Below are 24,283 nucleotides of genomic sequence, written 5' to 3'. Positions count from 1 at the left end.
CTTAAGTGGACTCAATCGTTACAACGCACGGAGTTACGAAAATGTTCCCGTGAAAGATGATGAATGTCAATAGGGTAATTTTGCCATGCAAATATAATGTTAAGAAAAACTGCCGTCACTAGCATTCCACAAGAACAGTAAAGGGGCCATCATTGACTGATGCGACCTCCATCATTGCCCCAAATTGTCCTGTTTCGACCGTCAAGCCACGATTGCGCAAGTTCTCGACAATTTTTTCAATGACGGGTTCGGCCTCTGGGCCCGGAGCCGCGTCTACCCACGACGGCCGCCGTCCCTTCTTTGTCGCCCCCATCAACGTGAATTGGCTAACGACGAGCACCTGGGCGCCAGCATCGACAGCGCTGAGTTCGCCATCCAGGATGCGCAGCTCCGCGATCTTGCGGGCCATCGTTTCCCAAGCATCAGCAGCGTCCTCGCGGCCAACGCCTACGAGCGCCAAAATGGCGCCAGTATCGCCTCCGTCAACGTGGCCAACAACGGAGCCGTCGACAGTGACTGACGCGGATTTAACTCGGGTGAGAACGGCTTTCATTTACTGTTTATCCTCCAAGAGCTCGGTGGGGAGAATCAGGCCATGGCGAACCAGGTCAACGACGATGGGAACTAGGGCGTCCTTGATGGCAGGTACGTCGGACTCATCGAAGGCTCCAAACATTGCCATGATATCGATGACGGAGCCCAGAGCAGCTTCGGGATGCAGCGCCCCCAGAATGGTTGCCACGGACTCATCGATTGAGTGTGTCCAGGCGGGGCCATCGGTGCGTGAGATGCGCGTATCGAACTCGGTGAAGCCCTGGCCGCTTTCGACGTCGGCAAGCGAAACGCGTTCGATGGCGACACCGGGGCGCACGGTAAAGGAAGCTTCGAGGATGGTGTCGGCAGTTTGCGTACGAAGCCATTCGGCGCGGCCGAGATACTCATCGGCTTCGGCGGCGAAGGGAGCGGCCAAAGGCTGCGGCATTTCCTCGCACACGGCGGAAGTCGGGCCGTTGATGCGTTGGACTGTGATGTAGCCGAACCCGATGCCTGTCACGCCGCTGTTGCGAAAGTGCTCCAGCCAGGCACGAGAGCGCTCGCACCCCTCTGGGCTGCGGGGGTCGATGGACTCGTCTCGAAGCCAGGTGCCAATGTATTCCGTCGGCGTAGCGAGATCCCGTTGCGTTACCCACACCTCGAGGCCCTCAGCAGGGAGCCAAGAAGCGATGCGCTGTTGCCAACTCTCGCCCTCGACATGGGCCCAAGCGCCGAGTAGATGCGCCGTGCCGCCGTCGGTGAGATGGTCGGCCAGACCGCGGAGCATAAGCTCGGTGGCACCGTCCAGATTCAATCCTGAGTCACGGTAAACATGTTCCACACTTGGCAGCCCTACGACGAACGGCGGGTTGGCCACAATGCGGTCAAACTTCTGGCCTGCAACCGGTTCAAACCACGAGCCTTCGAGAGCCTGCGCTTGGTCGAAGCCATTAGCTGCGAAAGTAGCGCGGGCAAAAAACAGCGCCCGGGGGTGAATGTCTGTCGCGACAATCGACTTTGCATCAGGCTGGGCAATGCTCTGGATGCCACAACCGGCACCGAGATCGAGTACGGATTCCACCGCTGAGGTCGACGAAATATCGAGGAGGGAGCGGGAAGCCCGCCCTACGCCAAGGACATGATCGGGTCCAGGAACGTGATCGCTCATAGAGGCGTCGCGGTCGGAAAAGATAATACGGTCGACTCCCGCAATCTCAACCGGGCGCACATCGATACACACCTGTGCGTTGCTGGCGGTGCCGGCAAGTATGCCGCTGTCCAGCAACTTGGCTGTCATCTCAGCTCCAAATAGCTGCTCTGCGTCGGCGAAATCGCCCAGGATGAGAAGACGCAACGCGGTCACAGTATCCGCAGAAACGCCGTCTGTCTCGGTAAGCAGAACATCGACAACGCCGGGCTCACCGCGGTCCAGCGCGGCTAACCCCTCGGCTCCTAGGACTCGACGCAGTGACTCGCTGGAAAACTCAAGGCGCCTAAGTGCGGTGGCGAATTCCTCTGCACAGTCGACAAAAGCACGAAGCTGCTGATCAGTCGGCGGGGTGAAGGTGGAGGGGGAAAAGGTCATCGTAGGCACTACCTTCGTCGTATAGCGGGGCGGAGGGGCTAGTTAAGGGAGCTTGACGACGGATCGTCGTCTTCCGGCATATCGATGACATTTGCGTCATCGAAGGGGGGTGAGATGGTCTCGGCATCGGACCGCGGCGGTGCGTCGGTGTCTTCGGTACTGGCGGCAGAACCGAGCGCGCGCATCTCCGCTTCCTTGAGGGCGCGCTGGCGCTGCTGTTCCTCCCATTTGCGGTTTTGCTCGCGTACAACGCCAGGTTTGTAGACGCGGGGTTTGCGCTTGTCAGCGGGTTCTCCAACGCCATTGGCGATGACAACCGCGATCCACGGCATGGGTACGGAGACGACCATGAGAATCGCCGCGATCCACGGCACATCCCACCACAGGTAAAAAGCGCCGGAAAGAAGTAGTAGTGGAATGCGAGACCATTGCAGGACCGCGTAGACGTGGCGGCGGTGGTCATAGTTGCGAATCCTTGAGCCGCGGGCGTCGGTAATCAACGCCGCGTCTTTCTTGCGTCGCCGGGAACTTCCGCGTTTCGGCAGCGCGGAGTCGCGACGGTCATTGATTCGCGCCATGGCTGTCTAGCATACGCCTGTGGCGTGGGAGTGTCTCAATTAGCTATGCCCGTTGCAGCCGCATGCTCGCGTAGTCGCAGCGGTGTTGTGGATGGCTGTGGAAGGTAGCAGTCAGCAGCGGCCAGCACCTGGGGCGCTAGGCATAATTTGACCAATGGGGCACAATTGGAATCTGTGAGCACTCCATTGAAGACGACAAAGACGATTGAACGCACCGATACCCGCGTCGATGAGTCGACGAGGGACGACACTCCGAAGTTCTTCCATTACGTCAAGAAGGACCAGATCGTGAACTCCGCGGTCAACGGCTCCTACGTCGTTGCTCTGTGCGGTGAAACCTTCCCAGTGAAAAAGTCGGCGAAGCCGGGTTCACCGGTATGCCCTGACTGCGAGCGGATTTACAAGTCCCTGCGTCGCAAGTGAGCGGGCTTCGTAAATGGCAGCAGGAGGCCCTCGACAAATACCTGGCGACTAACCCCAAGGACTTCCTTGCAGTGGCGACACCGGGCGCAGGTAAGACGACCTTCGCTCTGCGTATCGCCAGTGAGTTGCTGTCGCGGCGGATTGTCGAGCGCATTATCGTCGTAGTGCCTACTGAGCACCTGAAGGTACAGTGGGCTGCCTCTGCTGCTCGTTCGGGGATTGCGTTGGATCCCAAGTTCTCCAACGCCAAGGGTGTGGTAAATCCTTCCTACCAGGGAATTGTTGTGACCTACGCCCAAGTCGCAGTGCATCCGTTTAAGCACCATGCCGTAGCCACCGCTCGGCCGACATTGGTGATTCTGGACGAGGTACACCACGGCGGTGATGCCAAGAGTTGGGGCGACGGCATTTCCGAGGCCTACGGCGATGTCGAACGTCGCCTGTGCCTAACTGGTACGCCGTTCCGCTCCGATGACGCGGCAATTCCGTTTGTTCGCTACTCGCCGGATGGCGATGGTTACTCGCGCTCCGTCGCTGATTACACGTACGGCTATTCCAATGCGCTTGCCGACGGCGTCGTGCGCCCAGTGGTCTTTTTGGCTTACTCCGGTGAAGCTCGCTGGCGAGATAGCGCGGGTGATGAGTTCGCTGCGCGTCTGGGTACCGTGATGAGCCCAGAGGAGACCACTCGAGCTTGGCGCACCGCGCTCGACCCAAAGGGCGAGTGGATGCCGTCGGTGCTGCGGGCAGCGCACACCCGGCTCTCGCAGATGAGGCAGCATATTCCCGATGCCGGTGGCCTGGTTATCGCCTCCGATGCGGCAACTGCCCGTGCGTACAAGCGCATTCTCGAGCAAATTGCCTCCACGCCGGTGGCGTTGGTGCTTTCGGATGAGCCTGGCTCGTCGGAACGCATTAAGACCTTCTCTGAGTCCACCGACGAGTGGATGGTCGCTGTGCGAATGGTCTCCGAAGGCGTGGACGTGCCAAGGTTGGCGGTCGGCGTGTACGCGACTAGTTCCTCGACTCCGCTATTCTTCGCGCAGGCTATCGGACGATTCGTGCGAAGCCGCATGCCGGGGGAGACTGCGTCCGTCTTCTTGCCGTCGATTCCGGTGCTGCTCGACTTGGCCTCGCAGATGGAGGTGCAGCGCAACCACGTGCTCGGTAAACCGGATCGGCCTTCGGAGGGCTGGGAAGATGACTTGGTCGCCGAAGCTAACCGGCGTAAGGATGAGCCCGACGAACTGCTGCCGGCCTACGAATCCATTGGCGCGGATGCTGAACTCGACTACCTGATCTACGACGGTTCCTCCTACGGCACCGCAACCGTTGCCGGTTCCGCTGAAGAAGCCGACTACCTTGGCTTGCCCGGGCTTCTCGACGCTGATCAAATGCGATTCTTGCTGCGTCAGCGGCAGGATGAACAGCTTAAAGCCGCCAGTGCCCGAGAGAAGGAAGCCCGCGAGGAGGCGAGGGAATCGTCGTCAAGCGGAGGCGAAGGCGGCGCGATCCACCGCATTGAGGGATCGGCGTACCCGAGGCCGCAGAAGGTGGCCAGTGAGGTGTTGCCGAAGTTGCGGAAGGAACTCAATACGCTGGTGTCGATGACGGCGGCGCGAACCGGTAAGCCACATGGTCAGGTGCATAACGAGGTTCGGCGCGCCTGTGGTGGCCCGCCGACTGCGCTGTGTACGGAGGAGCAGTTGCGCGATCGCATTAGCTACCTGCGCAATTGGTAGGGTTTCAAGCTAACTGAGCAATTTATCGAACAGGTCATGGTGGAGAGAAGAATGTCGGCAAGCAGTGATAAGTCGAGGCCGTCGGAATTGACCGGCGATGGTTTGTCGGCTGTACCAGGCAATGACAGTCGGACTATTGGCGTGCTGGCACTGATCTTTGGTGTCGGCGGACTCTTGATGTCCTGGATGATTGTTGGTGGCATCCTCGGTGTCTTTGGCATTGTTCTGGGCATCATCGCGATGGCGAAGGCGTTGAGCGCGAAGAAGCGCGTGCAAGCTGCTGGGGGAGACGCGGTCATCAGCGGTTCGTTCGGATTGGGCGTTGTCGGCATTGTGACGGGTATTGCAGCTGCCGTGGTGTCGCTGATGCTGTACTGGTCGACATCAGACGCGATGTCGAAGTGCGAGAAATTCGAGCGCACCTCTGGAGAGTATGCCGAGTGCATCTCTAATCAGATGGGGACTGACCAGCCAAAGAAGCAATCGGAGTGAGTGCGGACGCGAAGTCAATGGCGGTCTTACTTTGTGCCCGGAGTTTTCGGTTAATGCCAGATGCGCAATGAGGAAATGAGCTAACCCCGTAATTCACCCCCGAAGTCCAACTGCCTGCAGTTTCGGCCGGGGGTTTCTTAGTGAAATCTCATATTTGGCCGAGTGTTGGTAATGATATTGGTGTCAGAAAGTACCCACATTTGGCATCCCCTACATGCGGTAAACGTTTGAACATGCGTGCAATACAGGATGTCTGCTGATTATTAAAAATAGGAGCGTGAATCGTGGCAGCGACATCTACGCGCGACAACTCCCCGGAATTGTCACCTGGCCAACAAGACCGTGGTTACCTCAGCCGGGAGCTTTTCCGTAAACGCACCGGTCTAGGACTCGGTATCATCCTGTCCTTGCTCGTGTACTTCTTTATGCCGGCTGAGCTCGATCACAACCTGCGTGCAACCGCAGGTGTAGCAGTGCTTATGGCCGTGTGGTGGATGTCCGAGGCTATCCCGATTGCCGTTACGGCTCTGCTGCCGCTGGCGCTATTCCCGATTCTCAACCTCGCGGAGATTAAGGATTTCTCGGGCAAGTACACAGACCCGACCATCTTCCTCTTTATGGGCGGCTTCCTGTTGGCACTGGCGATGCAGCGTTGGAACCTACACAAGCGTGTCGCATTGTGGGTCCTGGTGCTCATGGGGTCGTCACCAAAGATGCTGATTCTAGGCTTCATGGTGGCTACGGGCTTCCTGTCGATGTGGGTATCCAACACGGCCACGGCCGTGATGATGCTGCCAATCGGTGTGTCCGTGCTGAGCCTCATCGTCCGCATGTTGCACGATGAGAAGGTGGCAGCAAAGGCTGCGGGCTCTACGGGGTCGGCAGGAGAATCGGTTGCCGAAACCCCTGGTGGAGAGGCGCTGGAGGAGGCTGAGGAATCGTCGTCAAGCTATGATCCGATGCCTAAGTCGAACTTCGGTATCGCGCTGATGCTGGGCATTGCATACTCTGCATCGATTGGTTCGCTGGGCACGATCATTGGTACTCCACCGAACGCAATGCTGGCGGCCTATATGGCGGAGCAGGGCGTCAATATCGGATTTGGGCAGTGGATGCTGCTGGGTGTCCCGGTGGCAATTGTGCTGATGTTCTGTGCATGGTTCCTGCTGACGAATGTTCTGTTTAAGCCGGAGATTACGCACATTCCGGGTGGCCGTGAGCTCATGCGTGATGAGCTCAAGCGCCTCGGCCGTATGTCGGCTGGTGAACGTCGCGTGCTCATGGTGTTTATCGCCGCGGCGCTTGCATGGGTCTTTGTTCCGGTGCTGCTGCCAGACACCAAGATTGCCGATGCGGTAATCGCGATGACGGTAGGTATTGCACTGTTCCTGATTCCGGGTGGCCCTGATGGCGTGAAGCTCATGCGCTGGGAAAATGCGTTGGAGCTGCCGTGGGGTGTGCTGCTGCTGTTCGGTGGTGGCCTGGCGCTGTCCTCGCAGTTCGGTGCCTCTGGGCTGTCGGACTGGATTGGCGAGCAGCTGTCTACCCTCGGCTGGATGCCAGTGGCTGCACTCGTGGTTGTCGTCGGGGCCGTTGTGCTGTTCCTGACCGAGTTCACTTCTAACACCGCGACGGCCGCGACCTTCCTGCCACTGGTTGGTGCGATGGCAATCGGCTTGGGCCACGACCAGATGATCTTCGCTGTTCCAGTTGCACTGGCGGCTACTTCGGCGTTCATGATGCCGGTTGCAACACCGCCGAACGCCATCGCCTACGGCTCCGGCTACGTCAGTATGAACAACATGGTCAAGGCCGGTGTTTGGCTGAACATCGTTGCGCTGATGGTGATTTCTGTGGCTTCGCTGACGCTGCTGCAGTGGGTATTCGGCGTCGTGTACTAGCTGGGTATGTGGTAGCCGGTATTGGATGGTGGTCCAGTTTGCTGGACCGCCAGCGGACTGCTTCGCCTAGCGTTGCTTAGATGTTCCTTCGCCCCGTTCCACCTAGGTGGTTCGGGGCTTTGGGCTGCAAATGTGAAACTGTGTGAGTTTATAGCACTTTCATGCCATTTTTCCGCCCATTTTTGACATAAGCGCAGTCAGTAACTTCGATTGACCCGTCGTCGCGAACATAAACGCAGTCACTAACCCGCTAGCCCCAAACCACCAAAAGAAAATCGGGCCCGAATAAGGTGTGAAACCTCGTTCAAGCCCGATTCTTTGGGTCTAGCTATTAGCCCCAATAACACGCCAGGTGAAAGCGTTACTCCAAGTAGTCGCGCAGCACCTGCGAACGCGATGGGTGACGCAGCTTGGACATCGTCTTGGACTCAATCTGACGGATACGCTCGCGTGTCACACCGTAGACCTGACCAATCTCGTCCAGAGTACGTGGCATGCCGTCGGTAAGGCCGAAGCGCAGGCGGACGACTCCGGCTTCGCGTTCGGACAGTGTCTCCAGGACGTCGCCAAGCTGATCTTGGAGGAGCGTGAAGCTCACGGCGTCCACGGCGATGACTGCCTCGGAGTCCTCGATGAAGTCACCGAGCTGGGAGTCGCCCTCGTCACCGATGGTCTGGTCTAGCGAAATGGGTTCACGAGCGTACTGCTGAATCTCGAGAACTTTTTCCTCGGTGATATCCATTTCCTTAGCGAGCTCTTCCGGAGTGGGCTCGCGGCCCAGATCCTGGAGCAGCTCACGCTGGATACGGCCGAGCTTATTAATGACCTCGACCATGTGAACCGGAATACGAATGGTTCGAGCCTGGTCGGCCATTGCACGAGTAATGGCCTGGCGAATCCACCACGTTGCGTACGTGGAGAACTTGTAGCCCTTGGTGTAGTCGAACTTCTCGACGGCGCGAATCAGGCCGAGGTTGCCCTCCTGAATCAAGTCGAGGAAAGCCATGCCACGGCCGGTGTAGCGCTTTGCCAAGGACACTACAAGACGGAGGTTGGCCTCGAGTAGGTGATTCTTGGCGCGCTGACCGTCGCGAGAAATCTCGCGCAAATCGCGCTTCTGAGCGTAAGCGATGCGTTCGCCGGCTTCCTTGGCCTCGTCAATCTTGTACTGCGCGTACAGACCGGCCTCGATGCGCTTAGCCAGACTGACCTCTTCCTCGGCAGTCAGCAGCGCGACCTTACCAATCTGCTTGAGGTAGGCGCGGACAGAGTCAGCGGAGGCGGTGAGGGCAGCATCCTTGCGGGCCTGACGCAGGCGAGCAGACTCGTCCTCGTTCCAGACCTCGTCGCCCTCGTCCTCTTCATCCTCGTCTTCGTTTTCGTCCTCGTCGTCCTCTTCTTCATCGTCGTCGAGGTCGTCGTCTTCGAGGTCGTCATCATCCAGATCGCCGTGAAGATCATCGCCTTCGAGATCATCATCCAGATCCGGGTCGTAGTCCCGCTCCTGCTCCAAGTCGTGGTCGAGTTCCTCGTCCTCGAGCTCTTCGTTCTCAGTTGCGTCGAGAGCTTGTGCGTCCTTCGCCTTCGCTGCAGCAGCCTTGGCCGCGGTGGCCTTCGCAGCCGTTGTCCGCTTAGTTGCCTTTTTGGCGGCGGCCTTACGTGTGGTCTTCTTAGCGACCGACTTCTTAGCCGCCTTCTTCACGGTCTTCTTGGCCGCTGCCTTCTTAGCGGTCGCCTTTTTCGCCGCAGTCTTGGTGGCAGCTGTCTTTTTGGCAGCCGTCTTCTTGGCGGCAGTTTTCTTCGCGGCAGTCTTCTTTGCCACGGTCTTCTTCACTGCTTTCTTGATGGCCTTCTTTACAGCCTTCTTTGCAGGAGTAGCTGAACCGGTGCCACTCCCGGTGGATTGGTCCTGAGCTTGCCCCAGTTCGTTGCCTGCCACGAACGCCCTTTCACGATGTACGTTGTGTGCGCCGCCAAAGCCGCCGTCAGCTTCTCTCGGTCAGAGAGAAGCTCGACGCGCCAGTGGTGCGCCTTTACTTCGTCTATAGCCAACTAGCTGAATGGGAAACATTCAGAGCTGACCTTTTCGTGCCACGGTCATCAGTGTTGCTTTTCTGGCTCCTAGCGAAGAAGTAATCGGTGAAAATCCTCATCGAAGCAGTGCGCCGGAATTCGATTTTCCCAATCCTCCTCGAGCCTGTTGATTATTCAACCTTGCCGTGAGTCAACTTCCTATTGTAAACCAATTCTGAAAATCGCCGCCACGGGGCATGGGTTCAACGACGTGTCACGCCCGCCCCGGAGGCACCTATCCCCACCCAAGAAATGAAACTGCTTAAGGGTAAATCCCCTGTTCAGCGGCAAAAGCGGCGCCAGCGATACCCGCATTATTATCCAAACTTGCGGGGACAACTGGAGTCTTACATGTCAACAGCGGAATCCACTTTTCGTGTTCGCGACTGATTCCGCCGCCGACGATAATCCGTGACGGCCAAAACAACGCCTCGTAGGTCTTTAACACCTTGCTCACGCGCTCAGCCCACTCTTCAAAGTCAAGCCCTTCCACATCTTTAACTCTCGCGGACGCAAAGTGTTCGGCCTCCATGCCCTCGATGACGAGGTGGCCTAACTCCGAATTGGGGTAGAGCAGTCCATCATGAATAAGTGCGGAGCCGATGCCGGTACCAAAAGTCAATAACAACACGGCGCCAGTCTTATTGCCCGGATCGCCAAACTGGACTTCAGCAAGGCCGGCAGCGTCAGCGTCGTTAAGCACGTGCGCCTTGTTGTTGGGCAGGTACTTAGCGAAGAGCTCTTGGCAGTTCGTATTAACCCAAGAACCGTCAATATTGGCGGCCAGCAAGGCAATCTGATTCTGTACGACGGACGGAATCGTGATGCCGACATCGGAATCCCACTGAGCAATGTCCACAATTTCTGCAATGGTCTTCGCAACCGCTTCCGGAGTCGCCGGCTGTGGCGTGAAAATTTTAATGCGGTCGCCAATAAGCTGCCCAGTATCAAGGTCCACGCGGCCACCCTTGATTCCAGAGCCTCCGACGTCGATGCCAAATCCAATTCGTTGTCCCATAGCTCAAATTGTACGAAACAGACACAATGGGGGCATGAGCATTAAGTCGCGTGGCACCGAACAACTCGCTAGCAGAGCGGATAATAGGGGGTTTACGGCACCGAATAGCCCCGGGGCCGTGCGGCCCAGCGTCAGGGAATTGCGTGATCGCGCGGTACTTATTGCCCGCGCAGCCGCGGCGCACATCGCCAGTCGTCGGGTCGAACTCGGCTCCGATGGCGTTTTAGCAAGCTCCGAAACGAAGTCCTCAGCTGTAGACCCCGTCACCGTCGTCGACCGTGAATCTGAGGAGCTCATTCGTTCGCTCATCAAGGCGTTTAGCAGCTCCGACCGTATTTTGGGCGAAGAAGGCGGGCTTGACGACGGCGCGGGCTCTCCAGCGCAAACTACTGACGCGTCCGAAACAGTGACCTGGATTGTAGACCCCATCGATGGCACAGTGAATTTCCTCTACGGCCTGCCCAATTTTGCTGTGAGTATCGCCTGCGCCGTAGGCGATGAGGTAGTGGCGGGTGCAGTGGCAAATGTGTCCTCGGGAGAGATTTACTGTGCAGCAAAGGGAGAGGGCGCTCAGGTTTCTCGGCGGGACGGCACTGTGCAGGCGCTCAGTTGTTCCCCAACGGCCGAGCTGGAAAAGGCACTTGTGGCAACGGGATTCAGCTATTCCGCTAGTCTCCGGCAGGTGCAGGGCCGGATAGCGTCGCAGTTGCTAGGGGAGTGTCGAGATATTAGGCGCATGGGATCGGCGGCGCTGGATTTGTGCATGGTGGCGCACGGCCGTGTTGATGCGTACTACGAACACGACATCAAGATTTGGGACTATGCAGCAGGTTCTCTGATTGCGGCTGAAGCAGGCGCAAGAATCAGGATTCCGGAATTCACTCAGTGTGCCAACGCTGCTGGCCGGCCGGAGGGAGACCCCCTCGACTTCGGTGTCGGTGCGGCGAATCCTGAAGTTGCCGATGCGTTCTTCGAGGTATTGGATGGTGCGACCGCGAAGGCTAGAAATTAGTTCGTCGGTCTAGGAGCAGGTGCTCGAGCCTAACGAGCTCAACCCCTCTAAGTCGGCCTGTTCGCCACGGTTCAATGCGGACATCGCTCCCTCAACCTGGCTGGCTACTTCGAGGTCCTTAAACCCCTTACCCAACGACACATCGACAGTTGCATCAGGCCGACCATCGTGGATGAGCTCAAAACAGGGGAAAAGAGCGTGAAGCGCTGCGGCGTGGCCATTGAACTCCTCGCCATAACGCAGCTGGCCAAAGCAGCTGAGATCTTGGTTTTCCACAATAGGGTCGTTACCGTAGGGAACCTGCTCATCGAGAACAAAATCGAGCTGCCGCAATTGTTCGGCGACGGTTGTAGCCTGGCCGACTTTGCCGTTGGCGTTATAAACGCGCACATGAACATCCGACGGTGGAACGACGTGTTCTCCGATTAGCGTGGTGGAGGAAACCGGGGTGCCAGCCGCGGGGAGGGAACAGGACACCGGATAACTTGCCGGTTGGCTGCGGAAAGCCAATACCCATAACGTAGCCGCAATCACTACAGCAACTACGGAAACCACCACGTAGGGAACAATTTTTCGTCGATGTGATGCGCTCGAAGTGCTCGCGGGGCCTGAACTCATAGCCATCATGTTATCGTCTCCTCGGCTAATGGACATAGAAACCTGTTCTGACCTGCAGAGATGACAGATTGCGTGAATTGCCTTAATATCCGCTGAGAAAGGCACTGGAGAGTACAGGGTGTCAATCGTCTCAGCGCGTTGTATTCTCCGAGAAAAAGTCAGTTCACAATGTCTAGCAAAGGTCCGGAAAGAAGGTTTGGGACATGGCTGTAAACTACGATGCCCCGCGTACTCGTGAAACCGAAGAGCTGGAGACCGATTCCCTCGAGGGCCTTCAGGCTGCATCTGCTGAGAAGGAAATCGACGACACTGACGACGGCGAAATTGTCGAGCCGTTCGAGTTGCCGGTCGCCGACATCGCGGGTGAAGAATTCGATATGGATGTTGCCCCGAAGGGGGAGGATGAATTCACCTGTGGCTCCTGCTTCATGGTGATGCACCGCTCGATGATTGCAATCGATAACGGCGATGGTTTCCCCATCTGCCAGGACTGTGCTTAGTCCTCATACAACCGGGATAACTTCCTAGGAAAAGGAAAACCGCCACTGCCACGGCTATGGCGGCGAGGGGCCGTCGGAAAGCGTGTAGCGGCGGTGAGAGATTGTGACCTAGCGGTCGAAGAGACTGTCAAGTAGTGCCTCGGGGTGGCGGGTGGAGACCAGCCAATAGGGGGTGGGGTCGTCCGGATCGTCGAGGACTAGCAGCACCATCGTGGGAATCCACGTGTGCGTAACCAGGAATGCTGCCGGATCGAGCTGACGGCCCAACGCGTTGCGCTGCGCGGACTTCGGGACCACCAGGGATTTTGCAACAACCGATGCTGGCAGAACTGCCGTGCCAGCGTGAAGCCAGCGCTCACCCGTGCTATCCACTTCCACGGACACCGTAGTCTTCGACATAGTCAACAGCACCCACACGCCTACGGCCAGGCAAATAATGCCGCCGACGACAAGCCAAATCGGTGAACGGTTAAAGCCAATCTGGGCCGTACATACAAAAACGGCGACAGCGCCGAGTACCCAGAACCACCAGGGAACCCAGAGCTTTTCGGAATAGACAATCGATGAATCTCCGCTCGAGCTCATTGTTATTGCCGCATCTTCAGAGACGGATGCTGAGCTGTCGTCGCGACGAGGCTGCAGGTTATCTTTTCCACTCACGGTTATCCATTCTAGGACACAGCTATGCTCGGTACTGACAAGGCCGAAGTGCGGTTCTTAAAAGACGCGACAGCGAAGGATATACGAAGAGATGACTTATGCCCCGGTGCAAGTGAAAAAGCTCGCTAAAGACGCAGTGATCCCCCAGCGTGCGCATGCCGATGATGCCGGTGTGGATTTGAGCTCAGCGGAGGATGTCGTCCTAGCACCAGGGCAACGGGCGCTCGTCGGAACCGGAATTGCCATTGCCTTGCCGGCAGGCACAGTGGGATTGGTTCATCCACGCTCCGGATTGGCTTTCAAAAAGGGGCTATCCATCGTCAACGCTCCCGGCACGATCGATGCCGGTTACCGTGGTGAGCTTAAAGTCTGCCTGATTAACTTGGACCCGACCAACGCGGTGGAGATCGCCAAAGGTGATCGAATCGCACAGTTGGTTGTGCAGAAGGTCGAGCTCAGCCCGCTGCTGGAAGTCGATGAACTCGATGAAACTGAACGCGGTGCGGGTGGTCACGGGTCAACCGGAGTGTCCACGACGCTTTAAAACGTCTCTGACAGCGCGCGGACCCCACCAAGTGTGGTTCAATGCGTGAAGAGCTCAATAAAGCGTTTACAAAGGCGTATACAAAGATTTCTTTTTAGCGAGGTGTCAATAAACCACCATGTGGCCATTTGGAAAGAAGAACCAGCCAGAAGAACCAGCTGCCGAGGCAGACGCCGTTACCACCGAGTCTGCGACGCCAGCTTCTGAGGAAGCTGCCGCAACCCTGAATGACGACGCGTCGGAAGTCACCGCGGAGAATGCACCAGCAAACGGCCCCTTCGATATCAACAGCGCTAGCCCGACGCAGTTTGATTTTTCGGACTTCGCGAAGGCCAGTTTGAACCTCGGTTCGATGCTGCTGCCTATTCCTCACGTTGGTGATATTCAGGTGGAGATGGGGCCGACAGGTCCAACTATGCTGCACGTCGCCACTGAGCATGGCCGCGTAACTCCTGTAGCATTCGCTGCTCCGACGTCGGGTGGCCTCTGGGAGGAATCTGCTCAGGAAATCAAGGACGGTCTTGAGTCCGATGGCCTCGATGTCCACGTCGAACAGGGGCCGTGGGGGTCTGAGGTCGTTGGCCGCACCTCCGATATGGAAATGCGAATCATCGGCGCCGACGGCCCGCGTTGGATGCTTCGCATGACGGCCTCCGGACCGGCTGATCGGGCGGAAAAACTTGCGGATCTCGCCCGCGGTCTCCTTGCCCGTAGCTTCGTGTCTCGCGGTGAGAACCCGATGCCGGCAGGTCAGCCGCTTCCGGTTACGCTGCCGTCGCAGATGGCCGAGCAGATTCGTCAGGCATACCAGCAGCAGGCCCAGGCTGCTCAAGCTGAAGGTGAACCTGGGCAGGTGCCGGGCGCTACTGGTATCAACCCGGATGGTTCCACCAATTAGTTTGGTCAACTCGCCAGCAGAGAGAATCTAGCTGCTTGACCAGTTAGAAGAGGATTTGCAGGTGCCACTGTGCACTGCCCGCCGCCGTCACCCGACGGCGGCTTTTCTCTTGTCAGCGGGTAGTATCACACTGCGTGAACATCGAAGTGACTATTGACCGTCCCGCTGCCGGCGGAGAATTCATTGCCAGCTATGACGGACGTATCGGTTTCGTCACCGGCGGCATCCCCGGCGAACGCGTTGTTGTCGAAATTGCCAAACCTGATGCCAAGCTGTGGCGCGGCAATGTCGTTGAGGTTCTGGATGCCTCAGAGCACCGAGTTTCGCAGCGTTGCGAAGCAGCTCGGCAGGGCGCGGGTTGTTGCGACTGGGGTTTTATTGATCCTGAGCACGCGGCGCGTCTCAAGGCTGATGTCTTGACTGATTGCCTGCGCCGTCTGGGACGTTTCACCACCGACGAGCTGCCAGCTATCGATGTCGTTCCACTTGCGCCCACTTCCCGCTGGCGAACGCGCGTGCGGCTAGGTGTGGATTCCCAGGGGCGAGCGGGTCTGCGTCGTTCTCGTTCCCACAATCTCGTCATCGGCTCCGAGTGTGCCCAGACAGTACCCAATCTCATCGCTGGCTTTACGACGGCCGGAACCATCCCCGTCGCTGAGCCCGCTCGCGGTAGAGGGCGCAAAACGCCGAAGCTGGGAGAACTCCATGTGGCAATGGATGCCGAGGGTAACCGAAGCGCTGTGTACGTCTCCGGCAGCGGCCGGAATCGCAAGCAAACAGTGATTGAAGGCGAGCCAACCACACAGCACACTGTTCACGGCATTACTTTCGATGTGCCGACTACCGGTTTTTGGCAAGCTCATCGCCATGCTCCTGAGTTCTATGGCTCGCGCATCATTAACCTGTTGGCCGGTCAGTCCTTCTCCTGTGCTTGGGATCTCTACGGCGGCGCAGGCGTTCTGGCGGCGGCACTGCGCAAGCTAGTAGATGCTGAGGGGTCAATTCTCTCTGTCGAGGGGTTTGCCGCGGCAGCGACGGCGGGGCGCAAGGCCTTCACTGCAGCTGACCACAGTGGGAATGCGACACCTGCGGCACCAGTCCGGTTCGTTACTGGGGATGTCACCAAGGTTGTGCGCCGCGAAGTTGCTAATGAGGAAACACCAAACCCGGATGTCGTCGTTCTCGACCCTCCGCGCTCCGGTGCCGGTAAGGATGCCATTGCCGCTATTGCTGAGGCCAAGCCACGCACGGTTGTACATTTCGGTTGCGATCCGGCGACTTTTGCCCGCGATGCCCGGTACTGGGCTGACCACGGCTACGCGTTCAAACACCTCGAGGTCGTAGACGCATTTGGCCTAACACATCACTTTGAAACCATCGCGGTGCTAGAGCAGCTGTAGCTAGAGTGGGTGCCGCATGGGCGCAAGGACGTTGGCGCCGATTACGTCGGCAAGCAAATGTGCCTGCCATCGGCGGAAACCCTGTTCGCTGAGGTGGGCGGAGATTTCTGTAACGGCTGGCAGGCCGCCAGCGTAGTTGTCGTGGTGGCGGAATACGAATGAGCCGACTGCGCGGCTGTGAATCCACCAAACCAGTTCACGTGTCTGCGCGGAAGTGATGAGTGTGTCTTTGCGCAGGTGTATTTGGGCACAGACGTTGTCGATGCAGTCTCGCGTGGCTTCGAAAATCTCGGCGGCTTGTGGGGCATGTTCAGCCCAACGCCGAAAGTGTGGCATCTCGTTGCGAGGCGGCTTTTGAGGCTTCGGCCATGATGACCTGGGTTCCTGACGGGCTTCATTAACGACCTTCAACCATGCGTCCGCAGCACCGCGACGGCGACGTGGAAATCCACGGATTGCAGTCAGCTCACGCTGCGTACCTGGGAGTTGTTCTGCGATTGTACGTAGAACGCTGTGCCCCATGACGTGTGTTGGGGAGACATCACGTTGCTGCGCGATTTCGTCACGCTCAGTCCACAGTGCACGGGCGACGTGGAGTTGTTCGGGAGTGCGCAGCTTCCCAATGCCTTTGAGTCCTTGCCACGAGTGTCCGACGTGTAGACCATCGAGGTATTTACGGTTGATAGCGAGTTCGCGTGCGCATTCCTGCTCTAGCCATTCCAAACGGTCGAGCTCAGCCAGCGCCTGACAAAGAACTTCGGCGAGTTCGATGAGCAGCTCGACATCCAGGGCTGCGTAGTCCAGCCAATCCGATGGCAGCGGACGAGTAGACCAATCCTCTCGACCGTGCCCCTTAGCAAGTCCAACTCCGAGGAGTCGTTCTGTCAGAGCTGCTAAGTTGACTCGCTCGAGCCCGAGAAGGCGACCGGCCAGCTCAGTGTCAATGACTTTGGTGGGGTAGAGGCCCAGAGCTGCGAGGCAGGGAAGGTCAGAATGAGCTGCGTGAATAATCCAGGTCAGGTCGTTGACTGAGGAACCGAAAACGGCCATCGCCTTGCGTCCGTCTTCGGGATCGATAAGAAAGGTGCCCGCTCCACGGCGGCGAAATTGAAGTAGGAAGGCGCGGTCGTCGTAGCGATATGCCGAAGCTCGTTCAGTATCGACGGCGAGCCAACCGTGTCCTTTGGCCAGCTGCTCACCGGCATCAATAATGTCGGCGATGTCGGAAAGCACGCGTGGAGTTCCTTCGGCCGGGGCAAGTCTTACTTCTACGTTTGGACTAGTTTCCACATCGGAGCTCATCGCACGCCTCTTCGGTCGTCGGTATTAGCAGTTGCCGGTATCAACCCAGCAGGGATACGCCGACGGGTGGCAGGCCAGCGACGTTCGCTAGTACCTGCGCGAAGGATTCAACGTGAGTGCGCAGGTCGGTGCCACGAGCAGTCCACGATGCGCGCATTTCCAATTGAAAGGCCTGTGGCTTGCCGCCAATCTCGCCGTAGCGGACAGAGTTCGTAGTTGTCACCGTGCCACCCAAGTTTGACAGTTTGGCGTTGTTCTCAGCCAGAGCCTCGGTGAGCCATTGCCAGGCAACCTGGGGAAGCAGCGGATCTTCCGCGAGGGAGGCATCCATATCTGCCTGGATGTATGCAACCAAGCGCATATCGCCGTCCCAGGTTTCCTCACTGCGGGGATCGTGCAGCAAAATTAAACGACCAAAGGCATCATCGTCCGAGGACTCGGGGACAATATCAGCTTCGGGCTGCGTGACCTCAAGCGAGACAGCGTGGCTAAACGGTGCCAGCTTCTGCGGTGGCCGAACGGTGCCCAGAGCAATCTCAGGTCGCAGTTCAGCAGAGTGCATTGACTCGACCGCGGCGCGGAAGTTCTGTGGCGTTGAATCGGTTCCATTCACGCGCCTGAACTTAGCCATATGTCGCTTGCGTTAGTGGGAGGCGCGCCGAAAAGAGCGGAAAGCGACCAAGCGGTTTGTCGAAAACGCACAGCAGGGCGAGCGATTTCCCTGTTCTTAGTACCCCACACATTAATTTCTAAGGTAAGTGGGGCATGATTGTCCGTATGAACAATCGTCGCACTTTGACTGATGCCCCGATTCTTGATGCAGCTTACGGTCGAACTCCTTCGCGCCGCCCGGTGTGGTTTATGCGGCAAGCCGGTCGTTCACTGCCTGAATACCGTGAGGTGCGCAAGGACATCGGAATGTTGGACTCCTGCTTCCGTCCGGAATTGCTCGCTGAGATTACTATGCAGCCGGTACGTAGGCACGACGTTGATGCTGCGATTCTTTTTTCCGATATCGTCGTGCCGCTGAAGGCCGCGGGTGTCAACCTGGATATTGTTCCTGGCCGTGGTCCAGTAATGGATACTCCGGTGCGCTCGGAAGCAGACATCAAGGCACTACCGGAAATCACGGAAGAGCAACTCGCTCCGGTGGCCGAGGGCATCGGCCTCATTCTGCAAGAGCTGACTGAGGCTCAGGCGCTCATTGGTTTCGCTGGTGCGCCGTTCACCTTGGCGTCATACCTAATTGAAGGCGGTCCATCCCGCAATCATGAGCGCACTAAGGCGCTCATGCACTCGGATCCTGAATTGTGGGATCACCTGATGCAGAAAGTCACTCCGATGGTGATTGCTTTCCTGCGCGCGCAGATTGGCGCTGGTGTGGACGCTATTCAGCTCTTCGACTCCTGGGCTGGCTATCTCACCGAGCGCGATTACCGCCGCTTTGTGTTGCCGTACTCGAAGGAAATCTTCCAGGCCGTCGCCGACGCCGGCATTCCGCGCATCCACTTCGGTGTGGGCACCGGCGAGCTTCTCGGTGCTATGGCTGAAGCCGGCCCAGAAGTCATGGGCGTCGACTGGCGCGTGCCACTGGACGTTGCTGCCAACCGCATTCGTGCCACGCTTTCCGACGTTCACCGAGGCGCAGACCCGGCGCAAAACAGCCTTGCATTGCAGGGTAACCTTGACCCGGCGATTCTCTTTGCCGGTGAAGCTGCAATGACCCAAGAGATTCAGCGCATCTGTTCTGAAGCGGACCGTGCAATTAAGCGTGGTGATGCCCGTGGACATATCTTCAACTTGGGTCACGGGGTGCTACCGAATACCGATGCCGACGCGATTACGCGCGCCGTTGAAATCATTCACGCAACGTAAAAGCCGACGAAACAGGCGTGTAAAACACGCACTAGCTAATTTCCTACAAGTCTTATCGACCGTGCCTGCTCGAGGGGCGGGCATAGAGAAAGCGTACGAAATACCGTGGTTGCACAACCTTCTACCATTGCCGTCGTAGGTGGCGGTATCTCCGGCCTGACCGCAGCGTATGAGTTGCGTAAAAAGCTCGGACCCGCCGCAAGAATTATTGTCATCGAGTCCAGTGCACAGGTCGGCGGCAAGCTGAAGACTCGACCAGGAGCTAACGGCCCTCTTGAAGCGGGCGCTGAGGCGTATCTGGCATTCCGTCACGATGCGACCGAGTTTTTCAAGGAACTCGGTTTGGCGGATCAGCTAGTCGCCCCTTCGGGGTTGCCTTCCAAGCTCTACATTGGCGGTGAGCTCAAGGACCTTCCGCGCAATACGGTCACCGGTATTCCAGGAAGCTCAGAGGGGTTGGGCTATCTCCTCAGCGAGGCCACCCTTGCCAAGATTGATGCCGAGTCGAACCCCGAGCTCACTCCAGCCTTGCACTGGGTACTGGGCGACGACATGAATGTCGGCCAGCTGGTCGCGGCGCGTCTCGGTGAAGAAGTGGTTGACCGCATCGTCTCCCCGCTGCTCGGGGGCGTGTACTCAACCACCGCATACGACCTGGGGCTGCGTGCGACCATCCCACAGCTGGCGGCAGCGCTTGATGAAATGGCCAGTGTCGGTGATCATGTCAGCCTCACCGGCGCTGTCCAACGCGTTCTGGAAGCACGTAAGCAGGCGCAGCAGGCGCGTCTGAGCAGTGAGGCTGCGACAGACTCTGCGAAGACAAAGCGACCGGTGGTCTTCCAAACGTTCCGAGATGGCTTCGAGGTTCTCTACAACACGCTTGCCGACGAATCGGGAGCCGAACTCCTCTTGTCGACGAAGGCTGCCGGCTTGCGGCAGCATGACAATGGCTTTGAGGTGACAGTGGAAGCGCCGTCGGAAAGCGGCACGAGCGTTAACACTATCGACGTCGACGGTGTTGTCCTGGCGGCACCTTCTGCAACGACATCAGAGCTGTTGAGCAGCCTTGCTCCAGAGGCGGCAGAGCTTATCGGTGGGGTAGACACGTCGAACTCGGCGGTGGTCGGTATGTGTTTCGACACGTCGGACGGACTGCCGGAGATCAACGGCGTGTTGTGTGAGATTGGTGCGGACCTGTCCGCAAAAGCTTTCACAGTGTCGTCCCGAAAGTGGCCACATATTGGTGAGCGCTACGGTGCCGTTGTGAGGGCAAGTTTCGGCCGTTTTGATGATGACTCGCACGTGCATCGCAGCGACGAGGACCTCATCGCCAGGGCAAAGGCGGATTTGGCTAAGGCGACTGGCTTTGATGCTGAACCGACAGCGGTTTTCGTCCAGCGTTGGTGGGCAGGGATTCCACGCTTCGATATGGGGCATGGAGGTTTGATGGATTTTGCTCGCCAGGAGTTGGACGAGGTGCCTAAGCTCGCAGCAACAGGGGCATGGCTCAGTGGACCGGGCATTCCGGAGTGTATTTCCAACGCCAAGGCTGCGGCTAGCAAGATTGCCGCGGAGCTGCGATAAAGCCGCGAGATTGGTGCTGAGTACGAAACTGGCGCTGAACCATCGTTTTTAAACAGACTTTTCAACCGAACTAGGAGACAACTAATGACGAAGCTCGATTTCAAGAAGCTCAACGACACCATCCGCTACACCATGTGGTCTGCCTTCAAGGTGACCCCTGGTGCACTCGGTGATAACCGCGAAGAGGCAGTGGCTAAGACCAAGGAATTCCTGGCTCGTTACGAAGACACTGATCTGATCATCCGTGGTTTCTACGACGTTTCGGCTATGCGTGCTGAAGCTGACTTCATGTTCTGGATTCACGCAGAGAAATTGGAAGATTTGCAGGCGTTCTACAACGCTTTCCTGCGCGAGACTCCGCTGGGCCAGGCATCCATCCCGCACTGGTCGAACGCTGCGCTGCACCGTCCAGCTGAGTTCAACAAGTCGCACCTGCCGTCGTTCATCATGGGTGAAGAGCCAGGACGATGGATTGCGGTTTACCCATTCGTCCGTTCCTACGACTGGTACTTGCTGGAGCCGACCGAGCGTCGTCGCATCCTTGCTGAACACGGTATGGCTGGTCGTGACTACCCGGATGTGCGCGCCAATACTGTCCCGGCGTTCGCACTCGGCGACTACGAGTGGATCCTTGCATTCGAGGGGCCGGAGCTCGACCGCATTGTGGACTTGATGTGGAAGATGCGTTACACCGAGGCTCGTCTGCACGTCCGCGAAGAGATTCCGTTCCACACGGGCCGTCGCGTCGATGACATCGCGGAGATTATCAACGTTCTGCCGTAGCCCGCGCAATCTACGTGAGAATCAGCAGCGCCGCTGGTTAAGCCCCGTTAACTGACGGGATTGTGACCAGCGGCGCTGCTTCTTTATCCAGTTATTCAGCCGTCTTGTCCGGTTCCAGCGTGAGTGAAATTGAATTGATGCAATAACGCAGGTCGGTTGGAGTATTGTATCCCTCTCCCTCAAAGACGTGGCCGAGGTGAGACTTGCAACGACTGCACAGTACTTCGGTGCGGACCATACCGAGGCTCGTATCTCGTCGCTCAATAATGCGGTCTCCTGCTAGTGGAGAGAAGAAAGATGGCCAACCGCAGTGAGAGTCGAACTTCTCGTTCGAGCGAAACAGCTCGTAACCACAAGCCCGGCAGCGGTATACACCTTGAGTTTTAGTATCGGTGTACCCGCCGGTGAAGGCGCGTTCAGTACCTGCCTGACGCAAAACCTGGTACTCCGCGGCACTGAGGCGTTCGCGCCATTCTTCTTCGCTCAGATTCCAGTCTTCGCTATGCGAATCAACCATTCTGAATAGCCTCCTCAGACTTGAGATCAGATTCCTGATTAAACTTCCTGCCTGCGATCTTCCAGTCACCCAGCCAGCTGAAGCCGGATGCAAAGCTACGCCCATTGACGGCATCCACGATCGTCATTCGAATGAGTGCTGCCGTGATGGAGAGGATAAGAACGGCCCAGCCAATACCGCCGATTGCAACCGTGAACCACGGGAAAAAGAGGTCATCCTCATCAATCCACCAATTAGCGTAGAAGAAACAGAGTACGACTCCGAGTCCTGCTCCCCAATTCAACATGACAGTCGAACCAATATTTCCTTCATTGTCGCGATCCAGAACCAATGGGCGAAGCACGGTGAGAACCATTGGCAAGAGCGTCATCGAGTAGTACTGCTGTCCCAGACTGGAAAGGAAGAACGCGCCGGTGAATAGAACTCCGGAAGTCGTTGCAATCCAGAACTTCTCATCCCTTTCGAGCCAGCGAAGAAGGAGCACGACAGATACCAAGACAAAAATGCCGAAAAAGATCCGCCACAGCAAAATCAGTGTCGGATGGGCACCCAGCCAAACAAGCTGCCCAGTCAGTGAAGCATTTGCAAAGTCACGGACAATTCCCAGGTAGGGGATAGTGATATCTAGGTAGTCACGTGGTTGCACCATGAGCGGCCACGCAATGACATTGGCTGCAATTACCACCCCGATACCGATCAGTACCGTAGAGAACTGCCTGCGCATGAACGGTAGGAACAGCATTGGCAAGAATACGGGTTTGATGGTGATTGCGATACCGATAATCAGACCGGCCAAGATATTGCGTCGCTCGGTCAGTGCAATAAAAAACAGCACTAAGGCAAGGAACAGTGAACCGTTGACATTCGTAAAATCAAGGGTGTTGGTAACGGGTTCCGTGAGGTAGAGCAGTGCTATCGACGCTGGAATGATGGGACCGGAGCGCGCAATACCAAGCCACCTGAGTAGCAACACAATTGCCGCAATGATTGCAGCTGACTGAAATACCGCAAACCAGATTCGGCCCGATTCAAGTGAGCCGAACAAATCAATCGGGGCTAAAAGTAGAGTAGCGCCTGGGGAATACAGATAGTGCGGATCGGCTGTTACGTAGTCTTCCGAATAAACGGGTACCTGCGATACGAATCGATTAATTGCCGACCAGACCGTCGTAAAGTCATCTGTGCCAGAAACGTCTTTCGGTAAAACCCAGGTGCGGTGAAAAATCACCACAGCTGCGATAGGCCACAAGAAAGCGCTGAGTCCTCGCGACACGTGCCGAGACAGAGGGTGTGGAGCCACCGAAGGTGTTTCTGGCGTTTCCTTGGACGTTTGCGTTAATGCCGTTGCGCTTGCGCTCACGTCGATTTTTGGTTTACTCACAATACTCCACCCTACTGGGTGAAGCTGCGGGAATAGCGTAGGAAGATGTGTGAGTCGGAACGTAGGATATCTCGCACCTCAAAAGCCTGCGGGTTCGTCGAGTTCCCGTCCTCATCAGGGTCGTTCTCGCCGAAAGTCAGGGGACCGTTACCCACCCACGTCGGCGACAACGTCAGGAACAGTTCGTCGACGCACCCGTTTTTGAATGCTTCTCGGTACATCGTCGGCCCACCCTCTACGACAATGTCCCGATACCCATGTTCAGCCAGCCACGCCAACGCCGCTTCTATCGAGGGGTCAGGGAGCTTAACGACGCGAGCCCCGGCTGACTCAATCTTTTTAACTTTGTTCTCGTGCGCGGCTGTTTCCTCTTCGCTATTAAAAATGTCCTCAGTCGGGGTGAAGATTATCGGAGGATTGACTTCTGCGTTTGTAAAAAAGTCGGACTCTACGTCCAAGTCCAACGAGCGCGAGAGTGTGGACATCGCAACGTGCTCGGAGCGACCTAGCTCCTGTCGAACGGTCTCTAGGTACTTCGGTATCTCAACTGGCCCGTAACCCTCGGCCGCAATGGTGCCTGTACCAACGAAAACGACGTCGGCAAGCGCTCGAAGCGTGTTGAAAATTGTGGCGTCGGTGTCATTGCCAAGCTGTCCTGAGGTGCCTTCGATGGCGCCACGTCCGTCCATACTGGTGACGGCGATGGCGGTAACTGTGGGAGTGGCGGGGAGCTCCGGCGCTGAAGCAGGTGTTGTTTGTGCTGGTCGGGAAAGAAAGTGAAGAATTTCATCGGTAGATGGGTTTGCGGATGTGAGTGTAGCCATACCGCCGAGGTTAAGCTCACGATTGCGAAATAGGCAAGG

24 protein-coding genes are annotated in these 24,283 nt (G+C 57.4%); 12 read left to right on the top strand and 12 right to left on the bottom strand.

Features of this window, described 5'->3' with window-relative positions; genetic code table 11:
- Window positions 1-118: 118 nt before the first annotated feature.
- Genes dtd through HMPREF2708_RS03400 form a run of 3 tightly spaced genes read right to left on the bottom strand, consistent with a single transcriptional unit; the run spans window position 119 to window position 2,697 of the window.
- The gene (gene dtd / locus HMPREF2708_RS03410) at window positions 119-553 is read right to left on the bottom strand and encodes a D-aminoacyl-tRNA deacylase (RefSeq protein ID WP_070832337.1); all 435 of its coding nucleotides are present in this window, start codon (window positions 551-553) and stop codon (window positions 119-121) included.
- Window positions 554-2,119, bottom strand: a complete 1,566-nt coding sequence (locus tag HMPREF2708_RS03405) for a DUF7782 domain-containing protein (RefSeq protein ID WP_070832334.1) — start codon at window positions 2,117-2,119, stop codon at window positions 554-556.
- 38 nt (window positions 2,120-2,157) lie between these two features.
- Window positions 2,158-2,697, bottom strand: a complete 540-nt coding sequence (locus HMPREF2708_RS03400) for a DUF3099 domain-containing protein (RefSeq protein ID WP_070832331.1) — start codon at window positions 2,695-2,697, stop codon at window positions 2,158-2,160.
- Window positions 2,698-2,871: 174 nt separating this feature from the next.
- On the opposite strand from HMPREF2708_RS03400, the gene HMPREF2708_RS03395 reads away from it, so the two are divergent.
- The 4 genes from HMPREF2708_RS03395 to HMPREF2708_RS03380 all read left to right on the top strand — a co-directional run bounded on the left by HMPREF2708_RS03395 (window position 2,872) and on the right by HMPREF2708_RS03380 (window position 7,255).
- Window positions 2,872-3,120, top strand: a complete 249-nt coding sequence (locus HMPREF2708_RS03395; RefSeq protein ID WP_005509477.1) for a DUF3039 domain-containing protein — start codon at window positions 2,872-2,874, stop codon at window positions 3,118-3,120.
- On the top strand, window positions 3,117-4,862 hold the full coding sequence (locus tag HMPREF2708_RS03390) for a DEAD/DEAH box helicase (protein ID WP_070832329.1): 1,746 nt from the start codon (window positions 3,117-3,119) through the stop codon (window positions 4,860-4,862). Before HMPREF2708_RS03395 ends, HMPREF2708_RS03390 begins: the two co-directional genes overlap by 4 nt.
- Before the next feature lie 51 nt (window positions 4,863-4,913).
- Complete coding sequence (locus tag HMPREF2708_RS03385) at window positions 4,914-5,354, top strand: hypothetical protein (protein ID WP_070832326.1); 441 nt, start codon at window positions 4,914-4,916, stop codon at window positions 5,352-5,354.
- Between the two features lie 284 nt (window positions 5,355-5,638).
- Entirely contained in the window at window positions 5,639-7,255 is a 1,617-nt protein-coding gene (locus HMPREF2708_RS03380) for an SLC13 family permease (RefSeq protein WP_070832323.1), read from the top strand.
- Between the two features lie 361 nt (window positions 7,256-7,616).
- On the opposite strand, the gene HMPREF2708_RS03375 is transcribed toward HMPREF2708_RS03380, so the two are convergent.
- Window positions 7,617-9,194: an RNA polymerase sigma factor gene (locus HMPREF2708_RS03375; RefSeq protein ID WP_070832321.1), complete on the bottom strand. Its 1,578-nt coding sequence runs from the start codon at window positions 9,192-9,194 to the stop codon at window positions 7,617-7,619.
- Window positions 9,195-9,590: 396 nt separating this feature from the next.
- Complete coding sequence (ppgK, locus tag HMPREF2708_RS03370; RefSeq protein ID WP_070832319.1) at window positions 9,591-10,346, bottom strand: polyphosphate--glucose phosphotransferase; 756 nt, start codon at window positions 10,344-10,346, stop codon at window positions 9,591-9,593.
- 34 nt (window positions 10,347-10,380) lie between these two features.
- Between ppgK and HMPREF2708_RS03365 the strand changes: the two genes are divergently transcribed.
- Window positions 10,381-11,358: an inositol monophosphatase family protein gene (locus HMPREF2708_RS03365; RefSeq protein WP_070832316.1), complete on the top strand. Its 978-nt coding sequence runs from the start codon at window positions 10,381-10,383 to the stop codon at window positions 11,356-11,358.
- Window positions 11,359-11,367: 9 nt separating this feature from the next.
- Here the strand turns inward: HMPREF2708_RS03365 and cei are convergent, their stop codons facing one another.
- Window positions 11,368-11,976 carry an envelope integrity protein Cei gene (cei, locus tag HMPREF2708_RS10830; RefSeq protein ID WP_168168094.1) on the bottom strand — a complete coding sequence of 203 codons (609 nt, stop codon included), beginning with the start codon at window positions 11,974-11,976 and terminating at the stop codon, window positions 11,368-11,370.
- Window positions 11,977-12,179: 203 nt separating this feature from the next.
- Between cei and HMPREF2708_RS03355 the strand changes: the two genes are divergently transcribed.
- A complete protein-coding gene (locus HMPREF2708_RS03355) occupies window positions 12,180-12,476 on the top strand; it encodes a DUF4193 family protein (protein WP_016422655.1) in 297 nt (98 codons plus the stop codon).
- Window positions 12,477-12,584: 108 nt separating this feature from the next.
- Here the strand turns inward: HMPREF2708_RS03355 and HMPREF2708_RS03350 are convergent, their stop codons facing one another.
- Window positions 12,585-13,061 carry a DUF3093 domain-containing protein gene (locus tag HMPREF2708_RS03350; protein WP_070832308.1) on the bottom strand — a complete coding sequence of 159 codons (477 nt, stop codon included), beginning with the start codon at window positions 13,059-13,061 and terminating at the stop codon, window positions 12,585-12,587.
- Between the two features lie 166 nt (window positions 13,062-13,227).
- Here HMPREF2708_RS03350 and dut point away from each other — a divergent pair, with 166 nt between their 5' ends.
- From dut to HMPREF2708_RS03335, 3 genes are all read left to right on the top strand, one after another.
- Window positions 13,228-13,680: a dUTP diphosphatase gene (gene dut / locus HMPREF2708_RS03345; RefSeq protein WP_070832304.1), complete on the top strand. Its 453-nt coding sequence runs from the start codon at window positions 13,228-13,230 to the stop codon at window positions 13,678-13,680.
- Between the two features lie 118 nt (window positions 13,681-13,798).
- Window positions 13,799-14,578, top strand: a complete 780-nt coding sequence (locus HMPREF2708_RS03340) for a DUF3710 domain-containing protein (RefSeq protein WP_070832301.1) — start codon at window positions 13,799-13,801, stop codon at window positions 14,576-14,578.
- A gap of 134 nt (window positions 14,579-14,712) precedes the next feature.
- A complete protein-coding gene (locus HMPREF2708_RS03335) occupies window positions 14,713-15,978 on the top strand; it encodes a class I SAM-dependent RNA methyltransferase (RefSeq protein ID WP_070832298.1) in 1,266 nt (421 codons plus the stop codon).
- Here the strand turns inward: HMPREF2708_RS03335 and HMPREF2708_RS03330 are convergent, their stop codons facing one another.
- Both HMPREF2708_RS03330 and HMPREF2708_RS03325 read right to left on the bottom strand, forming a co-directional pair.
- Complete coding sequence (locus HMPREF2708_RS03330) at window positions 15,979-17,280, bottom strand: HRDC domain-containing protein (protein WP_070832294.1); 1,302 nt, start codon at window positions 17,278-17,280, stop codon at window positions 15,979-15,981. It abuts the gene before it with no gap.
- Window positions 17,281-17,320: 40 nt separating this feature from the next.
- Complete coding sequence (locus tag HMPREF2708_RS03325; RefSeq protein ID WP_070832291.1) at window positions 17,321-17,911, bottom strand: DUF3000 domain-containing protein; 591 nt, start codon at window positions 17,909-17,911, stop codon at window positions 17,321-17,323.
- Between the two features lie 134 nt (window positions 17,912-18,045).
- Between HMPREF2708_RS03325 and hemE the strand changes: the two genes are divergently transcribed.
- From hemE to hemQ, 3 genes are all read left to right on the top strand, one after another.
- Window positions 18,046-19,155: a uroporphyrinogen decarboxylase gene (gene hemE, locus HMPREF2708_RS03320; protein ID WP_070832286.1), complete on the top strand. Its 1,110-nt coding sequence runs from the start codon at window positions 18,046-18,048 to the stop codon at window positions 19,153-19,155.
- 105 nt (window positions 19,156-19,260) lie between these two features.
- Window positions 19,261-20,739: a protoporphyrinogen oxidase gene (gene hemG, locus HMPREF2708_RS03315; protein ID WP_083321848.1), complete on the top strand. Its 1,479-nt coding sequence runs from the start codon at window positions 19,261-19,263 to the stop codon at window positions 20,737-20,739.
- An 84-nt stretch (window positions 20,740-20,823) separates the two neighbouring features.
- Entirely contained in the window at window positions 20,824-21,522 is a 699-nt protein-coding gene (gene hemQ / locus HMPREF2708_RS03310; RefSeq protein ID WP_070832283.1) for a hydrogen peroxide-dependent heme synthase, read from the top strand.
- Window positions 21,523-21,613: 91 nt separating this feature from the next.
- Here hemQ and msrB read toward each other — a convergent pair whose 3' ends face one another.
- Genes msrB through HMPREF2708_RS03295 form a run of 3 tightly spaced genes read right to left on the bottom strand, consistent with a single transcriptional unit; the run spans window position 21,614 to window position 24,244 of the window.
- The gene (gene msrB, locus HMPREF2708_RS03305; protein WP_070832280.1) at window positions 21,614-22,039 is read right to left on the bottom strand and encodes a peptide-methionine (R)-S-oxide reductase MsrB; all 426 of its coding nucleotides are present in this window, start codon (window positions 22,037-22,039) and stop codon (window positions 21,614-21,616) included.
- Window positions 22,032-23,420: a glycosyltransferase family 87 protein gene (locus tag HMPREF2708_RS03300; RefSeq protein WP_246840312.1), complete on the bottom strand. Its 1,389-nt coding sequence runs from the start codon at window positions 23,418-23,420 to the stop codon at window positions 22,032-22,034. The genes msrB and HMPREF2708_RS03300 overlap by 8 nt, the downstream gene beginning before the upstream one ends.
- An 11-nt stretch (window positions 23,421-23,431) precedes the next feature.
- Entirely contained in the window at window positions 23,432-24,244 is an 813-nt protein-coding gene (locus tag HMPREF2708_RS03295) for a dihydrofolate reductase family protein (RefSeq protein WP_070832274.1), read from the bottom strand.
- Window positions 24,245-24,283: the final 39 nt, after the last annotated feature.

It is taken from the genome of Corynebacterium sp. HMSC073H12, from assembly GCF_001837775.1.
GTDB lineage: Bacteria > Actinomycetota > Actinomycetes > Mycobacteriales > Mycobacteriaceae > Corynebacterium > Corynebacterium amycolatum.
The sequence above is the reverse complement of the archived record's forward strand: the minus strand, read 5'-3'. Positions and strand labels throughout refer to the sequence as shown.

Bases quoted from the DNA above. Each gene is read 5' to 3' on its own strand.
- dtd (WP_070832337.1), bottom strand. From the start codon at position 553: ATGAAAGCCGTTCTCACCCGAGTTAAATCCGCGTCAGTCACTGTCGAC.
- HMPREF2708_RS03405 (WP_070832334.1), bottom strand. From the start codon at position 2,119: ATGACCTTTTCCCCCTCCACCTTCACCCCGCCGACTGATCAGCAGCTT.
- HMPREF2708_RS03400 (WP_070832331.1), bottom strand. From the start codon at position 2,697: ATGGCGCGAATCAATGACCGTCGCGACTCCGCGCTGCCGAAACGCGGA.
- HMPREF2708_RS03385 (WP_070832326.1), top strand. From the start codon at position 4,914: ATGTCGGCAAGCAGTGATAAGTCGAGGCCGTCGGAATTGACCGGCGAT.
- ppgK (WP_070832319.1), bottom strand. From the start codon at position 10,346: ATGGGACAACGAATTGGATTTGGCATCGACGTCGGAGGCTCTGGAATC.
- HMPREF2708_RS03365 (WP_070832316.1), top strand. From the start codon at position 10,381: ATGAGCATTAAGTCGCGTGGCACCGAACAACTCGCTAGCAGAGCGGAT.
- cei (WP_168168094.1), bottom strand. From the start codon at position 11,976: ATGAGTTCAGGCCCCGCGAGCACTTCGAGCGCATCACATCGACGAAAA.
- HMPREF2708_RS03355 (WP_016422655.1), top strand. From the start codon at position 12,180: ATGGCTGTAAACTACGATGCCCCGCGTACTCGTGAAACCGAAGAGCTG.
- HMPREF2708_RS03350 (WP_070832308.1), bottom strand. From the start codon at position 13,061: ATGAGCTCGAGCGGAGATTCATCGATTGTCTATTCCGAAAAGCTCTGG.
- dut (WP_070832304.1), top strand. From the start codon at position 13,228: ATGACTTATGCCCCGGTGCAAGTGAAAAAGCTCGCTAAAGACGCAGTG.
- HMPREF2708_RS03340 (WP_070832301.1), top strand. From the start codon at position 13,799: ATGTGGCCATTTGGAAAGAAGAACCAGCCAGAAGAACCAGCTGCCGAG.
- HMPREF2708_RS03330 (WP_070832294.1), bottom strand. From the start codon at position 17,280: ATGAGCTCCGATGTGGAAACTAGTCCAAACGTAGAAGTAAGACTTGCC.
- HMPREF2708_RS03325 (WP_070832291.1), bottom strand. From the start codon at position 17,911: ATGGCTAAGTTCAGGCGCGTGAATGGAACCGATTCAACGCCACAGAAC.
- hemE (WP_070832286.1), top strand. From the start codon at position 18,046: ATGATTGTCCGTATGAACAATCGTCGCACTTTGACTGATGCCCCGATT.
- hemQ (WP_070832283.1), top strand. From the start codon at position 20,824: ATGACGAAGCTCGATTTCAAGAAGCTCAACGACACCATCCGCTACACC.
- msrB (WP_070832280.1), bottom strand. From the start codon at position 22,039: ATGGTTGATTCGCATAGCGAAGACTGGAATCTGAGCGAAGAAGAATGG.
- HMPREF2708_RS03295 (WP_070832274.1), bottom strand. From the start codon at position 24,244: ATGGCTACACTCACATCCGCAAACCCATCTACCGATGAAATTCTTCAC.